This window comes from Aeromonas sp. (assembly GCF_051657805.1).
Lineage (GTDB): Bacteria > Pseudomonadota > Gammaproteobacteria > Enterobacterales > Aeromonadaceae > Aeromonas.
Map to the genome: position 1 here is coordinate 204,993 of NZ_JBOFLJ010000024.1, position 22,565 is coordinate 227,557.

Below are 22,565 nucleotides of genomic sequence, written 5' to 3' on the forward strand. Positions count from 1 at the left end.
ACCCTGACGAGGGCCATCATCAGCAGTTGGATATCCCATGCAGACTCAATCCCACGCGGGCCCGGGCACCCTCTTCGCCCTGACCTGGCCGCTATTTATCGATCTCGCCCTGCACTTTTTGACCGGGGCCCTCAACACCTTCATGGTGGGGCACGTCTCCTACCAGGGGGTGGCGGCGCTGGCCGTCGGCAACCAGGTGTTCGATCTCGCCATCACCCTGTTCAGCTTCGTCAGCATCGGCACCAGCGTGGTGATCACCCAGTATCTGGGGGCCGGTGACAAGGAGAAGGCGCGGGTCGTCATCCACACCGCCATCGGCTTCAACCTGCTGGTTGGCCTGGTGGCCGCGGTGGGGGTCATGGCCGGTGCCGGCACCATGCTGGCGCTGATGAACTTGCCCGCCAACCTGATGGGGGATGCCACCCTTTACCTGCAGATCATCGGTCTGTGCCTGCTACCCGAGGCGGCGGCCCTCTGCCTGGCGGCCACCCTGCGCGCCCACGGCCACACCCGTCAGGCCATGTACGTGACCCTGACCGTCAACCTCATCACCTTCGTCGGCAACCTGCTGCTGCTCTACGGCTGGTTCGGCCTGCCCCAGCTCGGGGTGGCCGGGGTCGCCATCAGCACGGTGGCGGGCCGCATCGTCGGCGTGGTGCTGCTGGTGTGGCTGGTAGCCCGCAAGACCGGCATCCGCCTGCGCCTGCCGGAGATAGTGCGGCCGAGCAAAGCCATGCTGGACAAGGTGCTGCACATAGGCCTGCCGGCGGCGGGGGAGAACCTCTCCTGGATGCTGCAGTTCATGGTGGTGACCGCCTTCGTCGGCCTGCTCGGGGACAAGGCGCTGGCGACCCAGTCCTACTTCTTCCAGATCTGCCTGTTCATCCTGCTGTTCGGCCTCTCCATCGGCCTTGGCAACGAGATCATCATCGGCCATCTGGCGGGAGCGCGGCGCTTCGAGCAGGCCTACAAGCAACTGCTCAAGAGCCTCAAGCTCGGCCTCATCGTCACCACCCTGATCGCCATCGCTGCGGCCCTGAACGGGCGCGCCATCATCAGCCTGTTCACCGACGATGCCGACATTATCACCCAGGTGGCGCAGCTGTTTCTCATCAGCCTCATCCTCGAGCCCGGCCGTACCTTCAATCTGGTGGTGATCAACGCCCTGCGCGCCACCGGGGATGCCCGCTTCCCCCTCTACATGGCGCTCCTCTCCATGTGGGGAATTGCCGTTCCCCTGGCCTATTTCCTTGGTATCATGCAGGGCTATGGGCTGGTCGGTATCTGGCTCGCGCTCGCCTGCGACGAGTGGGTGCGCGGCCTGGCCATGTTCTGGCGCTGGCGCAGTCGCCGCTGGCAAAACAAAATCCTCGTTGAACCATCAGTGGAATCATAAGCAGAATCATGATGAAGAAAATCGGACTCTTGCTGGCAGCCCTGCTGCTCAGCCCGCTGGCCATGGCGCAGAGCGCGCCCAAGGCCCCCAAGGCACCGGCCCCCCAGACCTGGTATGTGGCCCCCATCGTCATCGATGAGAGCAGCGAGGCCCAGAAGGCCCTGACCAAGGAATTCATGGCTCAGATGATCAAGACCATCAAGATCAACGAGTACCAGACCGGTAAGGCGCTCGGCAAGACCAAGGATCCCAAGTGGCTGATCCGCACCAAGCTGATCTCCGCAAGCCAGGAACCCCTGGTGGGCAAGAAACATGCCCAGGGTCTGACCTATGGCAAGGGCATCCCGACCCAGGAGATAGTCGGCGAGCTCATCATGAACGGCACCCTGGTGGCCCATATCGGCCAGGGCTGGCGCGAGCCCATAGTCCCCGGCACCCCGGTGGCGGAGAAGATCACCATCGCCAACTACCAGTACGCCATCGGCAACGAGGCCAAGGCGCCGGATCTGGAAGAGCTGGCGGCCCAGGTGGGCTTCGAGGCAGGCAAGGTCATCGCCCGTAACGGCCAGCCCCTGCCCGAGAAGAAAAAGAAGAAGGAATAAACGCCATCGGCGTTATTCAAAAGGGGCCGCAGGCCCCTTTTTGCTGCCCACCCGATGCCCCTCACCCGTCATCAGGCTGCGAAGTTGTGATCCCGCTGGCAGTTTTAGGACTCTCTGCCTACTGAGAACCGGCTTATCAGCTTGCGATTCAATCAGTTAAAAAACTCCTTACGGGGAGAGCAAATCATTGGCCCCGAATATGAGTTGGATCACATTTCTGCGACGAGCTTAGGGGTAGTTTGAAGGTCAAGGCACAATCAAACAGCAAAAAGGAGGCTGCATTACATGTTCCCAGAGTACAGAGAACTCATCTCGAAACTGAAGAGCAGTGATGTCCATTTCCAGCAGAAGTTTGACTTGCACAACGACCTGGATGCGGAGATTAGAAAACTGGAGAAGCATCACGCCAGCGATTACAGCTCCGAGGTGAAGGATCTGAAAAAACAGAAACTTAAACTGAAAGAGGAGATATACGACATCCTCAAACAACATCCACACTAGACGCCTCGACGAATGCACGGATAAGCAACTTATCCCCCAGCCCGGCCCCAGCGCCGGGCTTTTTGTTGCTCATCCTCCATGGGCGAGTATTCCACTTAGCTCCCCCATTGAAGGCTTGGTTGGCGCCCCCAAGACGGTTAACATCTGCCCTCCCGTGATTAACAAGGACTTTGACATGCCAAGGCTCGACAGCATCCACCTCTATCCCATCAAATCGACGGCAGGCATGCCACTCTCCCGCGCCCGGGTGACCGAGGAGGGGCTGCTCGGGGATCGCCGCTACATGGTGGTCAAGCCGGACGGCAGCTTCATCACGGCCCGCACCCACCCCCAGTTGCAACTGGTGGTGGCCACCCCCATGGACAGCGGCCTGCAGCTGCGCTACCCGGGCATGGCTCCCCTCTCCCTGCTGGAGAGCGACTTCAGCCGCGCCCCCCAGGCCACCGGGGTCTGGAGCGACAGCTTCCAGGCCCTGCACACTCATGATCAGGCGGATGGCTGGTTGAGCCAGGTGGCGCGAGAGCCGGTACGTCTGCTCTGGCTCGGCGAGCGCTCCGATCGCTTCCGGGCCAAGACGGGCACCCGGGTCAGCTTCGCCGACGGCTACCCCCTGCTGCTCATCGGTCAGGGATCCCTGGACGATCTCAACCTGAGATCCGATGCCCTGCATCAGATGAGCCAGTTCAGGACCAACCTGGTGGCGGGTGGCACCCTGCCGTTCGAGGAGGATGGCTGGAAGCGGATCCGCATCGGTGAGGTGGAATTCCTGGTGGCCAAACCCTGCAGCCGCTGCATCATGACCACGGTAGAACCCGGCAGCGAGCGGTTCAACGCCCTCAAGGAGCCGCTCGCCACCCTGACCCGCTATCGCCGCGGTGAGGATGGGGAGGTCTATTTCGGCCAGAACCTGGTGGCCCTGAACGAGGGCTGGATCGAGGCGGGCAGCGAGATCGAGGTGCTGGAACGCGCCCGTCCTCCCGTCTACCCCAACGGGGCGCCGAAGAAACGGGAGCTGGTGTGCGTGGCTCGCGAGCCCCTGGCCCGGGATCTGGAGACCTTCTGGTTCGAGGGGGCCGACGGCGAGCCCCTGCCGGACTACCTGCCCGGCCAGCACCTGCCCATCAGCCTGGACATCAAGGGGGAGCGGCTGCAACGGCGCTACACCCTGAGCTCCACGCCGGATCGGCCGGAGCGTTACAGCATCAGCGTCAAGCGCCTCGGTGACGGCCGTATCTCCCCCTGGCTGCACAGTCAGCTCAAGGTCGGCGACCACCTGCTGGCTTCCGCCCCCGCCGGTGACTTCCATCTGGGGCGCGAACGCAAGCTGCTGCTGCTCTCGGCAGGCTCCGGCGTCACTCCCATGCTCGCCATCGCCCGCACCCTATTGCTGCGCGGGGAGCTGGGGGACGTGCACTTTATGCACCTGTGCCGCGGCGAGGCCGACATCCCGGCCGCCGCCGAGCTGCACGCCCTGCGCCAGGCCGGCATGGGTCTCACGCTGATACTGAGCCAACCGGACGCCCACTGGCAGGGTCTGCGCGGTCGTCTCTGCCAGGAGCACCTGACCAGGGTGCCTGAGCTCGCGGCCCGTGAGGTCTTCCTGTGCGGCCCCCACGGCTTCATGAGCGAGGCGGTCGACCTGTTGCAGGCGCTGGACGTGCCCGCCGGGCGCATCCGGCAGGAGAGCTTCGGCGGCGCCATCCTCTCGGTGGCCCGGCCCCACCAGGCGGTGCAGCTGCGCATCGGCGAGCAGAGCTTCGCCGGCAACAACCAGGGCACAGTGCTGGATCAGGCCCACAAGCAGGGGGTGGAGCTGCCCTGGAGCTGCCGCGCCGGCATCTGCGGCAGCTGCAAGCAGACCCTGGTCTCGGGGGAGGTGGATCACCCGGACGCGCCGGCCATCACGGCCGCGGAGCGGGCCGAGGGCAAGATCCTCACCTGCTGCGCCGTGCCGCTGACCGATCTGGTGATCAAATAACCGGGCGGCCAGACAAGCGCACCGCGATTGGCGGGCGAGAGCCCGGCCCGAGTCAGTTGCGAGTACGGAAACAAAAATGGCTGCCCAAGGGCAGCCATTTTTCATTGCGGTGTGCTTAACCGCGCAGGGCGGCGATGCGCTGCTCGATGGGCGGGTGGCTCATGAACAGCTCGCTCATGGAGCGCTTGCCGTTGATGCCAAACGCCATCATGGAGCCTTCCATCTGGGGCTCGGCACCACGGGAGAGGCGCTGCAATGCGGCGATCATCTTGTCGCGGCCGGCCAGCTTGGCGGCGCCCGCATCGGCGCGGAACTCACGCTGACGGCTGAACCACATGACGATCATGGAGGCCAGTACGCCGAAGATCATCTCCAGCACGAAGACGGTGATCATGTAGGCGAAGCCACCCGTGCTGCTGCTCTCTTCCTCGTTGTTGGAGCTGAAGAAGTTGCTGATGACGCCGGCCACGATGCGGGCGAAGAACATCACGAAGGTATTCACCACCCCCTGGATCAGGGTCAGGGTCACCATGTCACCGTTGGCCACGTGGCTCACCTCGTGGGCCAGCACGGCTTCTGCCTCGTCCCGGCTCATGCTGTAGAGCAGGCCGGACGAAACGGCGACGAGGGAGTCGTCACGGCGGGCACCGGTGGCGAAGGCATTCATCTCGGGGGAGTCGTAGATCCCCACCTCAGGCATCTTGATGCCGGCTTCACGGGCCTGACGGGCCACAGTGCTCACCAGCCAGTGCTCGGTCTCGTTGCGGGGCTGCTCGATGACCTGGACGCCATAGCTGCGCTTGGCCATCCACTTGGACATCAGCAAGGAGATAAAGGAACCCCCAAAACCGAACACGGCGCAGAACACCAACAGACCGGAAATGCTGGACTTGTTGATCCCCAGAACCGAGAACAGGATATTGAGTACCACCCCCAGCACCAGCATGACGGCCAGGTTGGTCACCAGGAATAGCATAATTCGCTTCATATTGACTCCTTGAAAGATAGATGTGTGGTCCGATTCGATCCATCGTCGACCCAGTACCACTTCTGTCCCAGATAATAGATAGACTCGATGAATGTTTGCTGAATGTCCCCCTCAGAGCAGAGGCGAGACGTCGAGGCAGCCGCGCAGATCCGCCTCGAGTGGATTGTTTACAAAGGGTATTTCACCCAAAAACGGCGCCGGCAGCAAGCCCCTCAGGGTGTCCAGGTTCTCCGGATAGTGGCTCATGCGCTCATCCAGCCGGTTGATGACCCAGCCCGCGATGGGCAGGTCCAGATTGCGGATGGCGGCGAAGGTGAGCAGGGCGTGGTTGAGACAACCCAGCTTGGCCCCCACCACCACTATCACCGGCAGATTCTGCTGTTTGACCCAGTCCGACAGCAGGTGGGTTCTGTCCAGGGGCAGGAACCAGCCTCCCGCCCCCTCCACGATCACCAGCTCGGCCCCCGCCTGCTCGATGGCCCTCAGCCCGGCGCTCAGGCCGTCCAGTTCGATGGACTCCCCCACCTCCCGGGCGGCGATATGGGGGGCGATGGGGGGCTCATAGGCGAAGGGATTGACCAGATCGTAGGGGAGCTTCAGGCTGGCGGCACCCTGCAGCTGCAGGGCATCCTGATTGCGCAGCCCCTCGGCGGTGCGGGCACAGCCCGCCGAGATGGGCTTGTAGCCGGCGCAGGGGATCCCCAGCGCGGCGAACTCCTGCAGCAGGGTGCGGGCAACCAGCGTCTTGCCCACGTCTGTGTCGGTGCCGGTGACGAAGAAGGATTTGGCCATGATGACTCCTCGGCGCGATGGCGACGGCCTCTTGGCCGCCCCGCGCATTCATGATGTGCGATGGTAAAGGTACCGGCCCCGCGCTTGCCGCAGGGCCGGCTGATGGCTGTCTCGAACGAGCCTGATTTCTATTGGCATATCAGTGCCTGCTATTGGCGGATCAGGCGTCCGAGGCAGACCTGATAGCTGGCGGCCAGCAGGCCGTCCGGCTGACGATACTGCTCATAGGCCTCCCCCAGACGCTGCAGGCGCTGGCGATTGCCAAGGCCAGCAGAACGCCCGTCGTTGACCTGGCTCGCCCCTATCCCTTTGAGGTCCCGCAGCAGGGAGCCGAGCTCCCCATAGGCCAGCTGCCAGGTCAGTGACTCCAGCTCCATCAGGGCAAAACCGCCATCGGCCACGGCGTGGCGCAATTGTGACAGCCCCAGGAAGCGATTGACATGGGCAGACTCGTCAACCGTGCGCCAGGCCTCACGGAGCTGCCAGAGGGAGTCCGAGAGCAGGGTCGAGAACAGCAGCTGACCGCCGGGCTTGAGCACCCGGTGCAGCTCGGCGAAGGCCTGGACCGGCCGCTCGCACCACTGTAGGGCCAGGCTGGAGAAGATCCAGTCAAGGCTCTGATCCGCGAAGGGCAGCGCCTCCGCATCGCCGCACAGCAGCAAAGCCCCGCTATCGCGCCGGGCGGCCTGGGCCAGCATGCCGGGGGCGAGATCCAGCCCGTAGAGTCGCTGGCAGCACCCGGCGAGATCCGGCAGGAAGAAGCCGGTGCCGCAGCCGAGATCCAGGCCGCTCTCGGGCAAATCGGCGACGTGCCGATGCCCGGCCGCCACTGTCCCTTCTCCCCCCTGGGGCATGCGCGCCAGCAGCGCCTGTCCCACCTCCTGCTGGAAGCGGGCATGGGCGTCGTAGTGGCGGGCGGCGGCACCGAAGCGCCGCGCCAGCTGCACCTTGTCCACCCGCTGGAAGGGTTCGGCTGCCGCCATCTCCTGGCGTTGTGAGCCAGAGGGCTGCGAGCCAAGACGCTGCGGGCCAGCAGCGGGTCCATGCAGACCCTCATCTGGCGAGTGAGCCTGCGAGACAGGGGATTTATCCATGGCTCCCCCCTCCCCCCAGCGACCCGGTTCCGGGTTCAGGGCAGGGCCCCAGCCCCGCCAGCAAGCGGTCGATATCCTCTTCCCGATGGGCTGCGCTCAGGGTGATGCGAAGGCGCGCCGTGCCCTGAGGCACTGTAGGGGGGCGGATGGCGCCGACCCAGAGGCCGGCTGCCTTCAAACGCTCGCTCAGGGCGAGGGCGGCGCGGCTCTCCCCCACCAGCAACGGCTGGATCGGGGTCTCGCTATTACCCAGGGTCCAACCGAGCTGGCCGGCCCCCTGCCGGAAGCGGGCGATCAACCGGCTCAGGTGGGCGCGTCCCTCATCGGCGGCGCGCACCCGTCTGATGCTCTCGCTCACCGCACAGGCCTGGGCGGCGGGCATATGGGTGCTGTAGACGTAGTGGCGGGCGAAGTTGACGAGATAGTCCACCAGCTCGCGACTGCCCCCCACGAAGGCGCCGGCCACCCCGAGCGCCTTGCCGAAGGTACCCATCTGGATGTGAACCCCTGCGGGATCCACCCCCTGGGCCGCCAGAGTGCCGCGCCCCTCTGACCCCAGCACGCCGAGGCCGTGGGCGTCGTCGATCATCAGCCAGTTATGGCTCTGGGCGGCGAGCCGGCTAAGCTCGCCCCAGAGACCCTGATCCCCGTCCATGCTGAACACCCCCTCGGAGACGATCAGCCCCCGATCGGGTTCCAGCTGGCTGGCCAGGGCTCCCATGTCATTGTGGGCGAAACGCCGCATCTTGCAGGGCAGCTGGCTGCCCATCTCTTGCAGGGAGGCGTGGTTGAGCCTGTCCTGCCACAGCAGGTGCTCCTTGCCGAGCAAGGCTTTCAGCACAGCCTGGTTGGCCGAGAAGCCGCAGTTGAACAGCAGCACCGCCTCCAGCCCGAGCCACTCGGCCAGGGTTTCCTCCAACTGCTGGTGAGCCCGGCTGTAGCCGGTCACCAGGGGGGAGGCACCGGATCCCGCGCCATACTGCTCGATCCCCGCCGCGAAGGCGGCCTTGATGGCCTTATCCCCCGCCAGCCCCAGATAGTCGTTGGAGGAGAAGTTGAGGTAATCCCGCCCTTCCACCCGCAGTCTGGAGCCGGTCGACCCCTCGGTCGGGATGCGCCAGCGCAGCAAGCCCTGCTGCTCCCGGGCGGCCAGCGACTCGCCCAGGGGGAAGGGGCCACGATGGGTCGTCAGGTGCACCGCCTTCATACGGACTTTGCAGGGGTTTGTGCTGATGACGGAACCTTGCGCTGGCGGGTGGCGTCATAGAAGAGCTCGCCGCTCACCGGCTGGCTGGCAGCCCGGGCGCGCAGCTCGGCCTCCAGCTCCTCGGTCTGCACCGCATCGGGCTTCTGGGCCCGCTCTGCCGGGCGGATGCCGAGGCGCTTGAACAGCTGCATGTCGCTGTTCTCGTCGGGGTTCGGGGTAGTCAGCAGCTTGCAGCCATAAAAAATCGAATTAGCGCCAGCCATGAAGCACATGGCCTGCATCTGCTCGTTCATCTTCTCCCGCCCGGCGGAGAGGCGCACATGGGAGGCAGGCATCAGGATCCGCGCCACCGCTATGGTGCGGATAAATTCGAACGGGTCCAGGTTCTCCTCGTTCTCGAGCGGCGTGCCCTTCACCTTGACCAGCATGTTGATGGGCACGCTCTCCGGGTGGCGCGGCAGGTTGGCGAGGGCAATCAGCAGGCCCGCCCGATCCCGCGCCTGTTCCCCCATGCCGACGATGCCGCCGGAGCAGACCTTCATGCCGGCGCCGCGCACGTGTTCCAGGGTGTCGAGGCGGTCCTGATAGGTGCGGGTGGTGATGATGTCACCGTAGAACTCCGGCGAGGTGTCGAGGTTGTGGTTGTAGTAGTCAAGACCGGCGGCGCCGAGGCGTGCGGCCTGATCCGCGGTGAGCATACCCAGGGTCATGCAGGTCTCCATGCCGAGCCCGCGCACTCCCTCGATCATCTGCAGGATATAGGGCATGTCCCGCTCCTTGGGGTTGCGCCAGGCGGCCCCCATGCAGAAGCGCGACGAACCGTTGGCCCTGGCCTCCCGGGCCCGCTCCAGCACTTTCTCCACCTCCATCAGCCGCTCGGCCTCGAGGCCGGTGTGGTAGCGGGCGCTCTGGGGGCAGTATTTGCAATCCTCCGGGCAGGCCCCGGTCTTGATGGAGAGCAAGGTGCTCACCTGCACCTCGTTCGGGTCGAAGTGGGCGCGATGCACCGTCTGGGCCTGGAACAGCAGATCGTTGAACGGCAGGGCGAACAGGGCCTGGACCTCGTCGTGGGTCCAGTCGTGACGCAGGGCCCGTTGGCCCGTCGGGAGTGAATGCATGAATGGCTTCCAGTGGTGTTGAAGGGCTTCGCCTTCTCGATGGGGCGGCTCGCCGGGATGCCAGGCACAGACCTTGGATCTGCGACCGATGGCAGGATCGGCCACCGAGTAAGTGGCTGAAATTGTTGGCTAGTGTAAGCAGCAGGCGTAGACTGTCAACACCGACCAGATCAGCTGAATTGACAATAGAACACATAATGACCAATCAAGAATTTGACCTGCGCCACGTCTGGCACCCCTATACCTCCCTCACCCAGCCCCTGCCCTGCTATGAAGTGGCGAGCGCCCAGGGGGTGACCCTGACCCTCAGCGACGGCCGCCAGCTGGTGGATGGCATGAGCTCCTGGTGGGCCTGCGTGCACGGCTACCAGGTGCCCGAGCTGGACGCAGCCGCCACCACCCAGCTCGGCAAGATGTCCCACGTCATGTTCGGCGGCCTGACCCACGCCCCCGCCATCGAACTATGCCGCAAGCTGGTGGAGATCACCCCGGCCGGGCTGGATCGGGTGTTCCTGGCGGACTCCGGCTCGGTAGCGGTAGAGGTGGCCCTCAAGATGGCCCTGCAGTACTGGCACGCCAAGGGCACGCCCCGCGCCAAGTTCGTCTCCCTGCGCGGCGGCTATCACGGTGACACCTTCGGCGCCATGAGCGTCTGCGATCCCGATGGCGGCATGCACGAGCTCTATCGGGGATTTTTGCCCGAGCACTATTTCGTGGAGGCACCGAGCTGCCGCTTCCATGCAGAGTGGAACGAAGAGTGCGTGGTGGAGCTCGCCACCCTGATGGCGGACAAGCATGAGGAGATCGCCGCCATCGTGCTGGAACCCATAGTCCAGGGGGCCGGCGGCATGCGCTTCTACCACCCTCGCTACCTGCAGTGGGTGCGCGCCCTGTGCGACGAGTTCGGGGTACTGCTCATCGCCGACGAGATCGCCACCGGCTTCGGCCGCACCGGCCAGCTGTTTGCCTGTGACTGGGCCGGGATCAGCCCGGACATCCTGTGTCTCGGCAAGGCCCTCACCGGCGGCTATCTGACACTGTCGGCCACGCTCACTACCGAGCATGTGGCTCGCACCGTGTGTGATGGGAAGGCCGGCGTCTTTATGCATGGGCCTACCTTTATGGGCAATCCACTGGCCTGCGCCGTCGCCAACGCCTCCATCGAGCTGCTGCTGGCATCACCTTGGCAGGAGCGGGTCAAGGCCATCGAGCATCAGTTGCAAAGCGAGCTGGTGCAGCTGACCCTGAGCCCGCTGGTGGCGGATGTGCGGGTGCTCGGCGCCATCGGCGTGGTGGAGATGAAAGAGCGGGTGGACGTGGCGCGCATCCAACGCAAGTTCGTCGAGCTGGGAGCCTGGATCCGCCCCTTCGGCAAGCTGATTTACCTCATGCCCCCCTTCGTCATCACGGAGGCTGAGTTGCGCGTGCTGACCCATGCCATTTCAGAGGCCATCGCCGAGGGAGAGCTCTGAGTCAGGCCGACCCCGTCGTGAGACGGGGTCTTTTGACTCTTTTTCATCAGAATGTGAGCAAACCATCAAAAGCCCGGGGGCAAGGGGAGTAGACTGTGTGGGTTTTACCCAACAGATGTACCTTTTCCCATGCGCCTCTCCATCGCTGCCAAAATCAATTTCTTCCTGCTGTTCATCTTCTCCATGGTGCTGGTGTTCTCCGCGGCCTATCAGGCGGTGCGCGAGCGCGATCTCATCCTCTCCCTCATCAAGGAGCAGAGCCATGAGCAGACAGAGGCCTATTTCGACGGCCTCAACATGTTGATGCTGACCGGCAAGATGGAAGCCCGTGACACCCTGCGGAGCAAGTTCCTCGACCACGCCCACGTGGAGGATGCCCGCATAGTGCGCGGGGCGGCGGTCAACAAGCAGTACGGCCCCGGACGTGATGTCGAGGCGCCCAAGGACAGGTTCGATGCCCTGGCGCTGGCGGGCAAGGGCAGCCTGGAGGTGGTCCACGACGGCTTGCACAGCCGCCTGGTGGTGACCCGCCCCCTGCTGGCCAAGAAAGACCTTCGCGGCACCGACTGCACCAGCTGCCACCAGGTGGCAGAGAATACAGTGCTGGGGGCGGTGCGCTTCGATTACTCCCTCGACACCCTGTTTACCCGGGTCGAGAAGAACATCCTCACCTCGGCGCTGAGCCTCACCGTCATCTTCGGCCTGGGGCTCTTGCTGACCCTCTGGGTCATCCGCACCTGGATAGTGCGCCCCCTCAACCAGCTGACCCGCTCCATGGAGGAGGCGACCGATCGCCACGACTTCGGCCACAGGCTGGAGGGGGATGAGGGAGACGAGATTGGCCGGCTGGCGCTCGCCTACAACCAGATGCTCGACAGCGTGGAGCGACAGCTCGGCAGTGCAGAACGCCAGCTCGGCCAGCGCCCCATGGCAGATCCAGAAGAGGCCTAGTCCAAGACCTCTCGGGCATCCCCCGAAGACAAGGCAGGCTGAGCCAGGGCCAGATAGTGAAACAGCGGCTGGGTACCAAGATCGGCAATAGACCCAGGTCCGCCAGCGACGCACCCAGAGCCCATGAAGTAGCCGGGCGCGAGGAGGACCTGCACTGGCGCGCCTCGGCCTCGCCATCGGCCAGATAGCCAAGGAGGGTGGCCGGCCCCAGCAGTCGCCTTATCAGTCCATCCACCCCCGCTCTTCGCGCCTTCGCGCCCCCTCCCCTGCCATTCGACCAAGCCCGCACGCTTCCTGCTGAAAAGCCCGAGGGGGACAGACATTTTTGCTTGTTTATCACTCCTGCGCGGGTAAGATGAACGGCTTAGTCTGCCATGGTGGGCCACCTGTGCCCGGGCCAGACCCCTAGTGTTGCCAATAGCGCTGCAAGAACAAGCTGGAGACAAATTTTCGATGACGCACGCATCCGTAGTAGATGTGCTGACCGGTAAGTATGCGGTCGGCACCACCCAGACAGTGAAAGGGTGGATCCGGACCCGCCGCGATTCCAAGGCGGGGATCTCATTTTTGGCCATATCCGATGGCTCCTGTTTCCATCCGGTACAGGCCGTCGTCCCCAATACCCTGGCCAATTACGAGAATGAAGTGCTGCGTCTGACCACCGCCTGCTCCGTGGAAGTGACCGGCCAGGTGGTCGAGTCCCAGGGCAGCGGCCAATCCTTCGAGCTGCAGGCCTCCGAGGTCAAGGTGGTGGGCTGGGTCGAGGATCCGGACACCTACCCCATGTCCGCCAAGCGCCACAGCATCGAATACCTGCGCGAGCAGGGTCACCTGCGCGCCCGCACCAACGTGGTCGGCGCCGTGACTCGCGTGCGCAACTGCCTCTCCCAGGCCATCCACCGCTTCTTCCATGAGCAGGGCTACCTCTGGATCGCCGCCCCCCTCATCACCGCCTCCGACACCGAGGGCGCCGGCGAGATGTTCCGCGTCTCCACCCTGGATCTGGAAAACCTGCCGCGTACCCCGGCCGGCAAGGTGGACTACGACAAGGACTTCTTCGGCAAGGAGACCTTCCTGACCGTTTCCGGCCAGCTGAACGTCGAGACCTATGCCTGCGCCCTGTCCAAGGTCTACACCTTCGGGCCGACCTTCCGCGCCGAAAACTCCAACACCAGCCGTCACCTGGCAGAGTTCTGGATGGTGGAGCCGGAGATCGCCTTCGCGGATCTGGAAGACAACGCCGCCCTGGCCGAAGCCATGCTGAAATACGTCTTCAACGCCGTGTTGACCGAGCGCCGCGACGATCTGGAGTTCTTCGCCCAGCACATTGACAAGGATGCCATCGGCCGTCTGGAGCGCTTCGTCGCCTCCGACTTCGCCCAGATCGACTACACGGACGCCATCGAAGTGCTGAAAAACTGCGGCAAGAGCTTCGAGTTCCCGGTCTCCTGGGGCATCGATCTCTCCTCCGAGCACGAGCGCTACCTGGCCGAGGAGCACTTCAAGTCCCCCGTGGTGGTGAAGAACTACCCGAAAGACATCAAGGCCTTCTACATGCGCCTCAACGACGACGGCAAGACCGTCGCCGCCATGGACGTGCTGGCCCCGGGGATCGGCGAGATCATCGGTGGCTCCCAGCGTGAGGAGCGTCTGGACGTGCTGGACGCCCGCCTGGCCGAGATGGGCCTGAACAAGGAAGACTACTGGTGGTATCGCGATCTGCGCCGCTACGGCACCGTGCCCCACTCCGGCTTCGGTCTGGGCTTCGAGCGCCTGGTGGTCTATGTGACCGGCATGGGCAACGTGCGCGACGTCATCCCCTTCCCGCGTACCCCTCGTACCGCCGAGTTCTGATCGCGAACAGCGCGCGAATCGCAAAAAGCCGACCCCAGGGTCGGCTTTTTTATTGTCTCGCGAACGCCTGCACCTACCCGCCTCTTTAGCACAACCCCCTCCTTGCTCACCGCTTCCCACCTTTCAGCCCCGATTTCACCCTCAAAACCGTAGTTTTTATGCACTTAAATCGGAAAAACATGGGTTATTGAACCACCTCAAATTTTTACCCCTTTTGGGTAGGCAAAATAACCACTAACCCTTTAGGGCTAAATAACAACAGATAATCCCGTCCTGGGCCCTGCGCCTGCATGGATCGAATCACACGAGGTAATGGAATGATCTTCATGGAATTTATGGTGGTACTCGGCTGTCTGCTGCTGGGTACCCGTTTCGGGGGCATGGGACTGGGTCTCATCAGCGGCATAGGTCTCTTCCTGCTGACCTTCGTGTTCGGCCTCACCCCGGGTGAGCCACCGGTACAGGTGATGCTGACCATACTGGCGGTGATCGGCTGCGCCGCTACCCTGCAGACCGCCGGCGGCCTCAACCTGATGATGCAGGTGGCCGAGCGCCTGCTGCGCCGTCACCCCCAGTACATCACCATACTGGCGCCGCTCACCACCTGGACCCTCACCTTCCTGTGCGGCACCGGCCACGTGGTCTACACCATGTTCCCCATCATCGCCGACATAGCGCTGCAGAAGAATATCCGCCCGGAACGTCCCATGGCGGTGGCTTCTGTCGCCTCCCAGATGGCGATCTGCGCCTCTCCGGTGTCGGTGGCCGTGGTCTCCATGGTCTCCATCCTGGCGGCCGGTCACGGCATCGGTCAGGCCTACAGTCTGCTCGACATCCTGATGATCGCCATCCCCTCCTCCCTGTCCGGGGTCATAGTGGCGGCCCTCTGGAGCCTGCGCCGCGGCAAGGATCTGGACAAGGACGAGGAGTTCCAGGCCAAGATCAAGGATCCGCAGCAGCGTGAGTTCATCTACGGCGGCGGCGAGACCCTGCTCAACACCAAGTTCCCGAAAGAGGCCTATTGGTCAACCTGGATCTTCTTCGCCGCCATCGCCGCCGTGGTGGTGCTGGGGGCCGACGCCTCCCTGCGCCCGGTGTTCGAGATGGGTGGCAAGACAGGGCCCCTCTCCATGAACCTGGTGATCCAGATGATGATGCTGATCGCCGGCGCCGTGATCCTGATGCGCTGCAAGGTCAAGCCTGGTGACATCTCCAACGGCGCCGTGTTCAAGGCGGGCATGGTCGCCATCTTCTCGGTATTCGGGGTCGCCTGGATGAGCGAGACCTTCTTCCAGGCCCACATGCCGCTGCTCAAAGAGACCCTGGCCCACGTTGTGCAGGCCCAGCCCTGGACCTATGCCCTGGTGCTCTTCCTCATCTCCAAGCTGGTGAACAGCCAGGCCGCGGCCCTCACCGCCATCGCCCCCATGGGGCTGGCGCTGGGCGTCGAACCCAAGCTGCTGATCGCCTTCCTGCCGGCGAGCTACGGCTACTTCGTGCTGCCGACCTACCCGAGCGATCTCGCCTGCATCGGCTTCGACCGCTCCGGCACCACCCGCATCGGCAAGTTCATCATCAACCACAGCTTCATCATTCCAGGGCTCATCGGGGTCGCCACCTCCTGTACCCTGGGCTATCTGCTGACCAACGTGCTGCTGTAACTCTCTCACCCCCTGGCACTTCTGATGCCATGACCCAACAGGCCCCCGTTTCGGGGGCCTGTCTGTTTCCAGCCACCCTCTCTCCCCTTTGCCGAATGTCCCCGGCGGGTTAGCATGCCTTCTTTTCAGCTTTCCAAGGAGCCCCCATGTCTCGCGTCATCGCGCTCTGGAGCGGCGGCAAGGATGCCATGCAGGCCCTCTGCCATGCCCGCGAGCAGGGTCATGAGATCGTCGCCCTGGTCACCTTCGGCCCCCCCAACCCCAGTTTCCTGGCCCACCCCCTGCCCCTGGTGCGGCGCCAGGCCGAGGCCCTCAATCTCCCCCACCGGTTGGTGACCATAGAGGCGCCGTTCGAGCAAAGCTACGAAGAGGCGCTGGCCGATTTGCAACGGGAGTGGGGGATAGAAGGGGTGGTCACCGGCGACATCGACCGGGTGGATGGCGCCGATAACTGGATCTGCGCCCGCTGCCGGCCGCTCGGTCTCTCCGTGTATCAGCCGCTCTGGCAGCAATCCCGAGAGGCGCTGCTGGCGGACCTGCAGGCGCGCGGCATCCGGGCTCATCTATCCTGCGTCGATACCCGGGTGCTGGCAGAGGACTGGGTGGGACGCACCCTCGATGGGGCCACCCTGGCCGAGTTGCAGCAACTGGCCGCGGAGCAGGGCTTCGATGCCAGCGGCGAGCAGGGGGAATATCACACCATGGTGACGGACGGCCCGGGCTTTGCGGCACCGCTGGCGCTCGGTCACTGGCAGGTTGCCCGTCAGGAACAGCTTGCCTATCTGCTGGAGGATGAAGGTTGAGGGCGCAAGAAGAACGGCTCTGCGGGATGAATGTTCGCAGGTACGAGAGATAAAAAACGGGAGGCGATGACCTCCCGTTTTGCTTTTCATCAGCGCTATTTGGCCAGCTTGGTCAGCACCCGCTTAAGCAGGCGAATGCGCGGCTCTATGCTCTCCAGCAGCAGAAACTCGCTCTCCGAATGGAAGCCGCCCCCCATGGGGCCGAAGCCATCCAAGGACGGTACCCCGGCCGCGGCGGTGAAGTTCGCATCCGAGCCACCGCCCGCCTCCAGCCAGTTGAAGGGGATCCCCTCCTCCTGGCCGGCCACCTCCACCAGCGCCATCAGCGCCCGGGTATCCGCGCTCGGGCGCATGGCCGGCTTGAAGGTCTGGCGCTCCACCTCGACCCGGCAACCGGCCAGGAAGGGGTTCTTGGCCATGAAGCCGAGCCTGTCGTGCACGGCGGCGGCCTCCTCATTGCTCCAGAAGCGCAAGTCGACGATGGCTTCGGCAAAGTCCGGCACCACGTTGACCCCGGTGCCGCCCTGTATCACCCCCACGTTCATGGTGGTACCTGTCTCCATGTTCACCTGCTGGTTGATGGCGAGCACCCAGTTCGCCAGTTCGGTGATGGCGGAGACCCCCTCCGCCAGGGCAGAGCCCGCGTGGGACGCCTTGCCGTGGAAGCGGATGCGGTACTTGGCGTTGCCCTTGCGGGCGCTGATGAGATCCCCGCTCGGGCGGGCCGCCTCCGCCACCAGCACGCAGGCGCTCTGCTTCGCCTTCTCCACCAGCCAATCCTTGGACCAGGGGGAGCCTATCTCCTCGTCGCAGTTGCAGCAGACCAGCACCTTCAACCTGGCAAGCACATCAGGATCCATGGTGCTGAGTGCATACCAGGTGGAGAGCAGGCCGCTCTTCATGTCCGACACGCCGGGGCCGAAGGCCTGATCGCCCTCGATCGTCAGCGGCCGCTTGGCGGCGGTTCCTTCCGGGAACACGGTATCCATGTGGCACACCAGCATGACGTCGTAGTGAGTGGCGCCGGGGGCATTGGTGATCTCGAGGCAGGGGCCGCACTCATCGGCGAACTGATGGCGTACCACCTGCCAGCCGATGGCCTCATACTTCTCGGTCATGATGTCGGCAACCCTGGCCACCCCGGCCGGGGTGCGGGTGCCGCAATCGAGGTTGATGAGCGGAGCGAGATCCGCCAGATAGGTGTCGAGGGAAAAACCGTTGTGCATGTCTGTCATCATCGTCTCCATGGGGTGGGAAGGCAGGCTCCCCATCCGACAGCCGAGTGAAAAGAGCGGACGACCGGGCCGTCCGCCACCTGATTACATAAACAGCAGATAGTTGAGCGCCAGCGCGGTCAGCAGGGCGCCCGCCATGGGCACGCTGGTGCGTTTGACCACCACGAAGGGGGAGACCTTGGCGATGCCGGCGCAGGCGATCAACACGGCGGCGATAGGGGAGATGCTGCGCCCTATGCTGGAGGCGAGTTGCATGGGCAGCAGCATGGTCACCGCCGGCACCCCGAACTTGGCCGCCACCGCAGGGGCCAGGGTGGAGAAACTCAGGAAGGCGGCGTTGCCGGAGCCCATGATAACGGCGGCCACCATGATGAGGCCCACCATCACTAGCGTCATCAGACCGCTGCCGATACCGGCGTTGCTGGCAGAGTGCAGCAGGGTATCGATGGCACCTATGGCCTTGAGGGATTCCGCAAACAGCTCGGCGCAGACGATGAGCGCCACGACCGGGCCGAACACCTTGCCCATGCCGTCGAGGAAGCTCGACAGCCCCGCGAAGGCGGTGCGCACCGAGCGGCTACGCAGCAGCTCGCACAGCATGCCGAGGAACACGGACAGCAGCATGGCCACCTCCACGCTCATCTTGATGTCGCTCACCAGGAGTTTCGAGAAGGTCATCATCAGCACGAAGGGGATGATGGGCAGCAGGGCATACCAGGTCGGCGCCTTCACCTCGTCCGTCCCCTGCTCGTCGAGCTCCGCGTGATCGCCTCTGTGCTGGGCCGGATCCCAGCCATCCTTGCGGTCGCAGTGCCGCTGCCAGAAGAAGTGCAGCACCATGGTCACCAGCAGCATGGGGGCCACCAGCCAGATCTGGTAATCCACGAAGTAGCTGGTCGGATCCATGCCGGACTGACCGGCGGAGAAGATGGCGTTGGTCTGGGTCGGGCCGATCTCGAACGCCTGGGAGGTTGCGATGACGCCGCAGGCGGAGGCCGGGCTGATGCCGAGATTGCGCATCACGGGGTACATGGTGACCATGAGCAGCAGGCCGAGGCCGGTGGCCGAGGTGACGAACAGGGAGACGAACACCGCCACCAGGTAGCAGATGGCCAGCATCAGGTAGCTGGACTGGATCCCCGCCACCGGCTTGACCGCCACCCGCACCAGGGCCTGGGAGGCGCCGATGTGGGACATGTAGGTGGCAAAGCCGGCCACCGCCATGATGGTGAGGCCGAGCCCCGCCGCCCGGTAGGAGAAGATCCCCTTGAACACCTCGAACAGGTCGAACAGGGCAAACCCCGTGCTCTTGTCGGCGGGCAGGATGGGATGCAGCCCGAGCCAGTAGGCCAGGGTGAAGAGGCTCATCCCCGCCAGCGCCAGCACGGCCTGGGGGTTATAGTCCTTGACGATGCCGTAGACCACGGCGATCAGCACGAACGAGACGAATAAGAGTTCCAAAGTGCGCTCCTGAGAAGATTATCGAAGAGCGAAATCTAGTGGTGAGGCCCGGCTTTCCCCTTGATCCCTATCAATAAAGATGACTTGAATGGGCGCCTGTAGCATTAAATTCCACACCAATCACATAAAACAGCCATTAAAACCAGCAATAAGGTTCTAGAATCCCTCTTCGTGGTGTTAAGACCAATAACCTCAACTTTTTTTGCTTTGGATCAACATCCACGGCGGTTGAACTGGCCAAGATGCCCATCGACACAGAGCGACCATTTCGCACCGGAGAGAGTTATGACAAACCTGGCCACCGTAGAGAGCACCAATTGCGACTACAAGCTGTGGGACATCCTCGTCGAGTCTGCAAAGGAGCGCACCACCATTCGTTACTCCAAGCTGGCCAAACGGGCCGGGCTGGAGAGCAGCCAGGACGAGCTGCGCACCCTGCTGCAGCGCATCCGCATGTATTGCACCGAGCACGAGCTGCCGATCCTCTCCACCATAGTGGTGGACGATGTGGGCAAGTACGCCGGCCTCTCCTCCAGCCTGCCCAACGCCCCCTGGGAGCGTGCCCGGGTATTCGATTACCAGTGGCCCGTCTCGCCATAAGCCCCCGGCTGGACACCAATACGACAAAACGCGCCCCTTGGCGCGTTTTGTGCTTTTTGGCTCTCTCCATCTGGTCGGAATGTCCATGGAAAAACGCAGGCGGCGAGGCGCCGCCGTTGCCATCGCGAGATCGGGATGCCAGAATCGGGCCTTCCCGTGAATTCACGCTTTTCCATGTCGGGCCAAGGCCCGCAGACCAAGGATCCCCATGGCCACCACCCTCTATGGCATCAAGAACTGCGACACCATCAAGAAGGCCCGCAAGTGGCTGGACGAGGCCGGCGTCGAATACCGCTTCCACGATCACAGGGCCGACGGCCTGGCGCCTGCCGAGCTGGACCTGTGGCTCGAGCGACTCGGCTGGGAAGCCTTGCTCAACACCCGTGGCACCACCTTCCGTGCCCTGCCAGATGAAGACAAGCAGGGGCTCGACAATGCAAAAGCCCGCGCCCTGCTGCTAGCCCAGCCCGCCACGATCAAACGCCCCCTGCTGGACAAGGACGGCGAGCTGCACCTCGGCTTCAAGGCCGACCACTACCAATCCCTCTTCTCTCGTTAAGGAAAACCCGATGTCGGATGTCATCAACCTGGCCTGCGATCTGATCAGCCGCCCCTCAGTGACCCCATTGGACGAGGGGTGCCAGACCCTGATGGCCGAGCGCCTGGCGCGCCTGGGCTTCGTCATCGAACCCATGGTGTTTGAAGACACCACCAACCTCTGGGCCCGCCGTGGCACCGAGGGGCCCCTGTTCTGCTTCGCCGGTCACACCGACGTGGTGCCGGCCGGACCGCTGGAGAAGTGGCACACCCCGCCGTTCGAGCCGACCATACAGGACGGCATGCTGTACGGCCGCGGCGCCGCCGACATGAAGGGGTCCCTCGCCGCCATGGTGGTGGCCACCGAGCGTTTCGTGGCCGCGCATCCGGATCATGCGGGCTCCATCGCGTTTCTCATCACCTCCGATGAGGAGGGGCCCTTTATCAACGGCACCACCCGGGTGATCGACACCCTGGAGGCTCGGAGCGAAAAGATCCGCTGGTGCATCGTCGGCGAGCCCTCCTCCACCAGTGAAGTCGGTGACGTGGTGAAGAACGGCCGCCGCGGCTCCATCACCGGGGATCTGCTGGTGCGCGGGGTGCAGGGCCACGTGGCCTACCCCCATCTCGCGGACAACCCCATCCACCGTGCGGCCCCGGCGCTGGATGAGCTCGCCAGTACCGTCTGGGATGAGGGCAACGCCTACTTCCCCCCCACCAGCTTCCAGATTGCCAATATCCAGGCCGGTACCGGCGCCTCCAACGTCATCCCCGGCGAGTTGCACGTCCAGTTCAACTTCCGCTTCAGCACCGAGCTCACCGACCAGGCGATCCGCGATCGGGTAGAGGCCCTGCTGACTCGTCACGGGCTGGATTTTGAACTGAAGTGGACCCTCTCCGGCCAGCCCTTCCTGACCGACACCGGCGCCCTGCTGGATGCCGCTGTGGCGGCCATCGAGGGCGTCAACGGCCAGCGCCCCGCCCTGCTCACCACGGGGGGCACCTCCGATGGGCGCTTCATCGCCCCCACGGGCGCGGAAGTGATCGAGCTCGGGCCCGTCAACGCCACCATCCACAAGGTGAACGAGTGCGTGAAGGCCGAGGATCTGGATCTCTTGGCGGACATGTACCAAGGGGTGCTGGAGCGCCTGCTGGCCTCATGATGCGGCCATACCGACCGGGCCGCCCGCGGGCCGCCCACCCTAGTCATCTCACCGCACAGGAGCGGACATGACCCAGGATCAACTGCTGGGGCTGGACGACAGCCACCTGACCCTGCTGGGGCGTGGCCCCCACCGCCTCACCGTCGCCACCGCGGCGGCCTTCAACGACATGCAGGTGGCCGCAGCCTATGAAGGGCACAACCTGCAGCCCGCCTCCAGCTGGCGCGGCTTCGATCGCCAGCTCGCCATCTGGAATGGCAAGTGGCGCGGCGAGCGTCCCCTGCTGGACGCCGCCGGCCAGCCGCTGGATGCGGCCGCGCTCTCCGAGCCCGAGCGGCTGCACGCCATCTTGCGCTGGAGCGCCCTGCCCGGCACCAGCCGCCACCACTGGGGGACGGATCTGGACATCTATGATCCGGACTGCCTGCCCGCGGGCACCAAGCTGGCGCTGGAGCCCTGGGAGTACGAGGGGAACGGCTGGTTTGGGGAACTGAGCGCCTGGCTCGGGGACCACATGAACGACTTCGGCTTCTTCCTCCCCTTTGCCCAGCTCAGTGGCGCAGGCTGCGGGGTCGCCTACGAACCCTGGCACCTGAGCTTCCGGCTGGAGTCGGAAGATCTGCGACTCGATCCCGATGCGCTGGCGCTTTGCCTGCAGCAGGCGGATATTGAAGGCAAGGAGTGCATACTGGCCCATCTGGACGAGATCCTGGCCCGTTACGTCACCCCCAGTCTCAACACGAGGGATCACTCATGAAGACAGGGAGTATTGAAGGCAAATTGACCATGCTGACACGGCTTGACGAGCGCCTGGTCAGCCATGACGTCACCCCTTGTCTCAGCGAGAGGAGGACTAACCCATGAGTCTGTGGTTATGGATAGGGCTGCCGCTGCTGTTCCTGCTCGGCCTGTTTCTCAACGCCATCAAGGACATGAAACAGCTCGAGAAGCAGTTGCCCAAATACAGGGACAAGATCCGGGAAGTCAAGGACGACGAGGACGACTGACCCCGAGCTCGGGGCGCCAAACCGGCGCCCTGAGCCGGTTTTCTGCCTCACCCTCCCTGCCTGCCGCTCCCGGCGGAGCCCCTTGCCCTCCCCTCGTTCAAAGCCCCTATCGGTGCCAATCACCGGCGCCGAACGTTACTGTTTC

General features: G+C 64.1%; 21 protein-coding genes. 14 read left to right on the forward strand and 7 right to left on the reverse strand.

Annotation, left to right across the window (positions count from 1 at the left end):
• Nucleotides 1-37: 37 nt before the first annotated feature.
• The 4 genes from ACRCYW_RS10000 to ACRCYW_RS10015 all read left to right on the forward strand — a co-directional run bounded on the left by ACRCYW_RS10000 (nt 38) and on the right by ACRCYW_RS10015 (nt 4,477).
• Nucleotides 38-1,396, forward strand: coding sequence for an MATE family efflux transporter (locus tag ACRCYW_RS10000; protein WP_438549965.1), 1,359 nt, complete (start codon nt 38-40; stop codon nt 1,394-1,396).
• 11 nt (nt 1,397-1,407) lie between these two features.
• Nucleotides 1,408-1,998 carry a hypothetical protein gene (locus tag ACRCYW_RS10005; RefSeq protein WP_438550486.1) on the forward strand — a complete coding sequence of 197 codons (591 nt, stop codon included), beginning with the start codon at nt 1,408-1,410 and terminating at the stop codon, nt 1,996-1,998.
• 285 nt (nt 1,999-2,283) lie between these two features.
• Nucleotides 2,284-2,499, forward strand: coding sequence for a YdcH family protein (locus tag ACRCYW_RS10010; RefSeq protein ID WP_438549966.1), 216 nt, complete (start codon nt 2,284-2,286; stop codon nt 2,497-2,499).
• 175 nt (nt 2,500-2,674) lie between these two features.
• Nucleotides 2,675-4,477: an MOSC N-terminal beta barrel domain-containing protein gene (locus tag ACRCYW_RS10015; RefSeq protein ID WP_438549967.1), complete on the forward strand. Its 1,803-nt coding sequence runs from the start codon at nt 2,675-2,677 to the stop codon at nt 4,475-4,477.
• A gap of 115 nt (nt 4,478-4,592) precedes the next feature.
• Here ACRCYW_RS10015 and htpX read toward each other — a convergent pair whose 3' ends face one another.
• The 5 genes from htpX to bioB form a co-directional block, all read right to left on the reverse strand.
• Entirely contained in the window at nt 4,593-5,465 is an 873-nt protein-coding gene (htpX, locus tag ACRCYW_RS10020; protein ID WP_438549968.1) for a protease HtpX, read from the reverse strand.
• Nucleotides 5,466-5,576: 111 nt separating this feature from the next.
• Nucleotides 5,577-6,257, reverse strand: a complete 681-nt coding sequence (gene bioD / locus ACRCYW_RS10025; RefSeq protein WP_438549969.1) for a dethiobiotin synthase — start codon at nt 6,255-6,257, stop codon at nt 5,577-5,579.
• Nucleotides 6,258-6,406: 149 nt separating this feature from the next.
• Entirely contained in the window at nt 6,407-7,240 is an 834-nt protein-coding gene (gene bioC, locus ACRCYW_RS10030; protein ID WP_438549970.1) for a malonyl-ACP O-methyltransferase BioC, read from the reverse strand.
• A gap of 103 nt (nt 7,241-7,343) precedes the next feature.
• Nucleotides 7,344-8,558 (reverse strand): 8-amino-7-oxononanoate synthase, encoded by a 1,215-nt coding sequence (gene bioF / locus ACRCYW_RS10035; protein ID WP_438549971.1) that lies wholly within the window; start codon nt 8,556-8,558, stop codon nt 7,344-7,346.
• Entirely contained in the window at nt 8,555-9,676 is a 1,122-nt protein-coding gene (gene bioB / locus ACRCYW_RS10040; RefSeq protein ID WP_438549972.1) for a biotin synthase BioB, read from the reverse strand. The genes bioF and bioB overlap by 4 nt, the downstream gene beginning before the upstream one ends.
• A gap of 197 nt (nt 9,677-9,873) precedes the next feature.
• Between bioB and bioA the strand changes: the two genes are divergently transcribed.
• The 5 genes from bioA (at nt 9,874) to ACRCYW_RS10065 (ending at nt 16,417) form a co-directional block, all read left to right on the forward strand.
• Complete coding sequence (gene bioA / locus ACRCYW_RS10045) at nt 9,874-11,148, forward strand: adenosylmethionine--8-amino-7-oxononanoate transaminase (RefSeq protein WP_438549973.1); 1,275 nt, start codon at nt 9,874-9,876, stop codon at nt 11,146-11,148.
• A 129-nt stretch (nt 11,149-11,277) separates the two neighbouring features.
• Nucleotides 11,278-12,099 carry a HAMP domain-containing protein gene (locus ACRCYW_RS10050; RefSeq protein ID WP_438549974.1) on the forward strand — a complete coding sequence of 274 codons (822 nt, stop codon included), beginning with the start codon at nt 11,278-11,280 and terminating at the stop codon, nt 12,097-12,099.
• A gap of 453 nt (nt 12,100-12,552) precedes the next feature.
• On the forward strand, nt 12,553-13,953 hold the full coding sequence (gene asnS / locus ACRCYW_RS10055) for an asparagine--tRNA ligase (RefSeq protein WP_438549975.1): 1,401 nt from the start codon (nt 12,553-12,555) through the stop codon (nt 13,951-13,953).
• Between the two features lie 317 nt (nt 13,954-14,270).
• Nucleotides 14,271-15,614, forward strand: a complete 1,344-nt coding sequence (locus ACRCYW_RS10060) for an anaerobic C4-dicarboxylate transporter (protein ID WP_438549976.1) — start codon at nt 14,271-14,273, stop codon at nt 15,612-15,614.
• Between the two features lie 146 nt (nt 15,615-15,760).
• Complete coding sequence (locus ACRCYW_RS10065; protein WP_438549977.1) at nt 15,761-16,417, forward strand: hypothetical protein; 657 nt, start codon at nt 15,761-15,763, stop codon at nt 16,415-16,417.
• Between the two features lie 95 nt (nt 16,418-16,512).
• On the opposite strand, the gene ACRCYW_RS10070 is transcribed toward ACRCYW_RS10065, so the two are convergent.
• The gene (locus ACRCYW_RS10070; protein ID WP_438549978.1) at nt 16,513-17,652 is read right to left on the reverse strand and encodes a M20 family metallopeptidase; all 1,140 of its coding nucleotides are present in this window, start codon (nt 17,650-17,652) and stop codon (nt 16,513-16,515) included.
• An 84-nt stretch (nt 17,653-17,736) separates the two neighbouring features.
• Nucleotides 17,737-19,113 (reverse strand): C4-dicarboxylate transporter DcuC, encoded by a 1,377-nt coding sequence (gene dcuC / locus ACRCYW_RS10075; protein WP_438549979.1) that lies wholly within the window; start codon nt 19,111-19,113, stop codon nt 17,737-17,739.
• Nucleotides 19,114-19,398: 285 nt separating this feature from the next.
• On the opposite strand from dcuC, the gene ACRCYW_RS10080 reads away from it, so the two are divergent.
• From ACRCYW_RS10080 to ACRCYW_RS10100, 5 genes are all read left to right on the forward strand, one after another.
• Complete coding sequence (locus ACRCYW_RS10080; protein WP_438549980.1) at nt 19,399-19,713, forward strand: hypothetical protein; 315 nt, start codon at nt 19,399-19,401, stop codon at nt 19,711-19,713.
• 208 nt (nt 19,714-19,921) lie between these two features.
• The gene (locus ACRCYW_RS10085) at nt 19,922-20,272 is read left to right on the forward strand and encodes an ArsC family reductase (RefSeq protein WP_438549981.1); all 351 of its coding nucleotides are present in this window, start codon (nt 19,922-19,924) and stop codon (nt 20,270-20,272) included.
• A gap of 10 nt (nt 20,273-20,282) precedes the next feature.
• Entirely contained in the window at nt 20,283-21,413 is a 1,131-nt protein-coding gene (dapE, locus tag ACRCYW_RS10090) for a succinyl-diaminopimelate desuccinylase (protein WP_438549982.1), read from the forward strand.
• Nucleotides 21,414-21,480: 67 nt separating this feature from the next.
• The gene (locus ACRCYW_RS10095; protein ID WP_438549983.1) at nt 21,481-22,170 is read left to right on the forward strand and encodes a M15 family metallopeptidase; all 690 of its coding nucleotides are present in this window, start codon (nt 21,481-21,483) and stop codon (nt 22,168-22,170) included.
• A 103-nt stretch (nt 22,171-22,273) separates the two neighbouring features.
• Entirely contained in the window at nt 22,274-22,420 is a 147-nt protein-coding gene (locus ACRCYW_RS10100) for a hypothetical protein (RefSeq protein WP_005325762.1), read from the forward strand.
• Nucleotides 22,421-22,565: the final 145 nt, after the last annotated feature.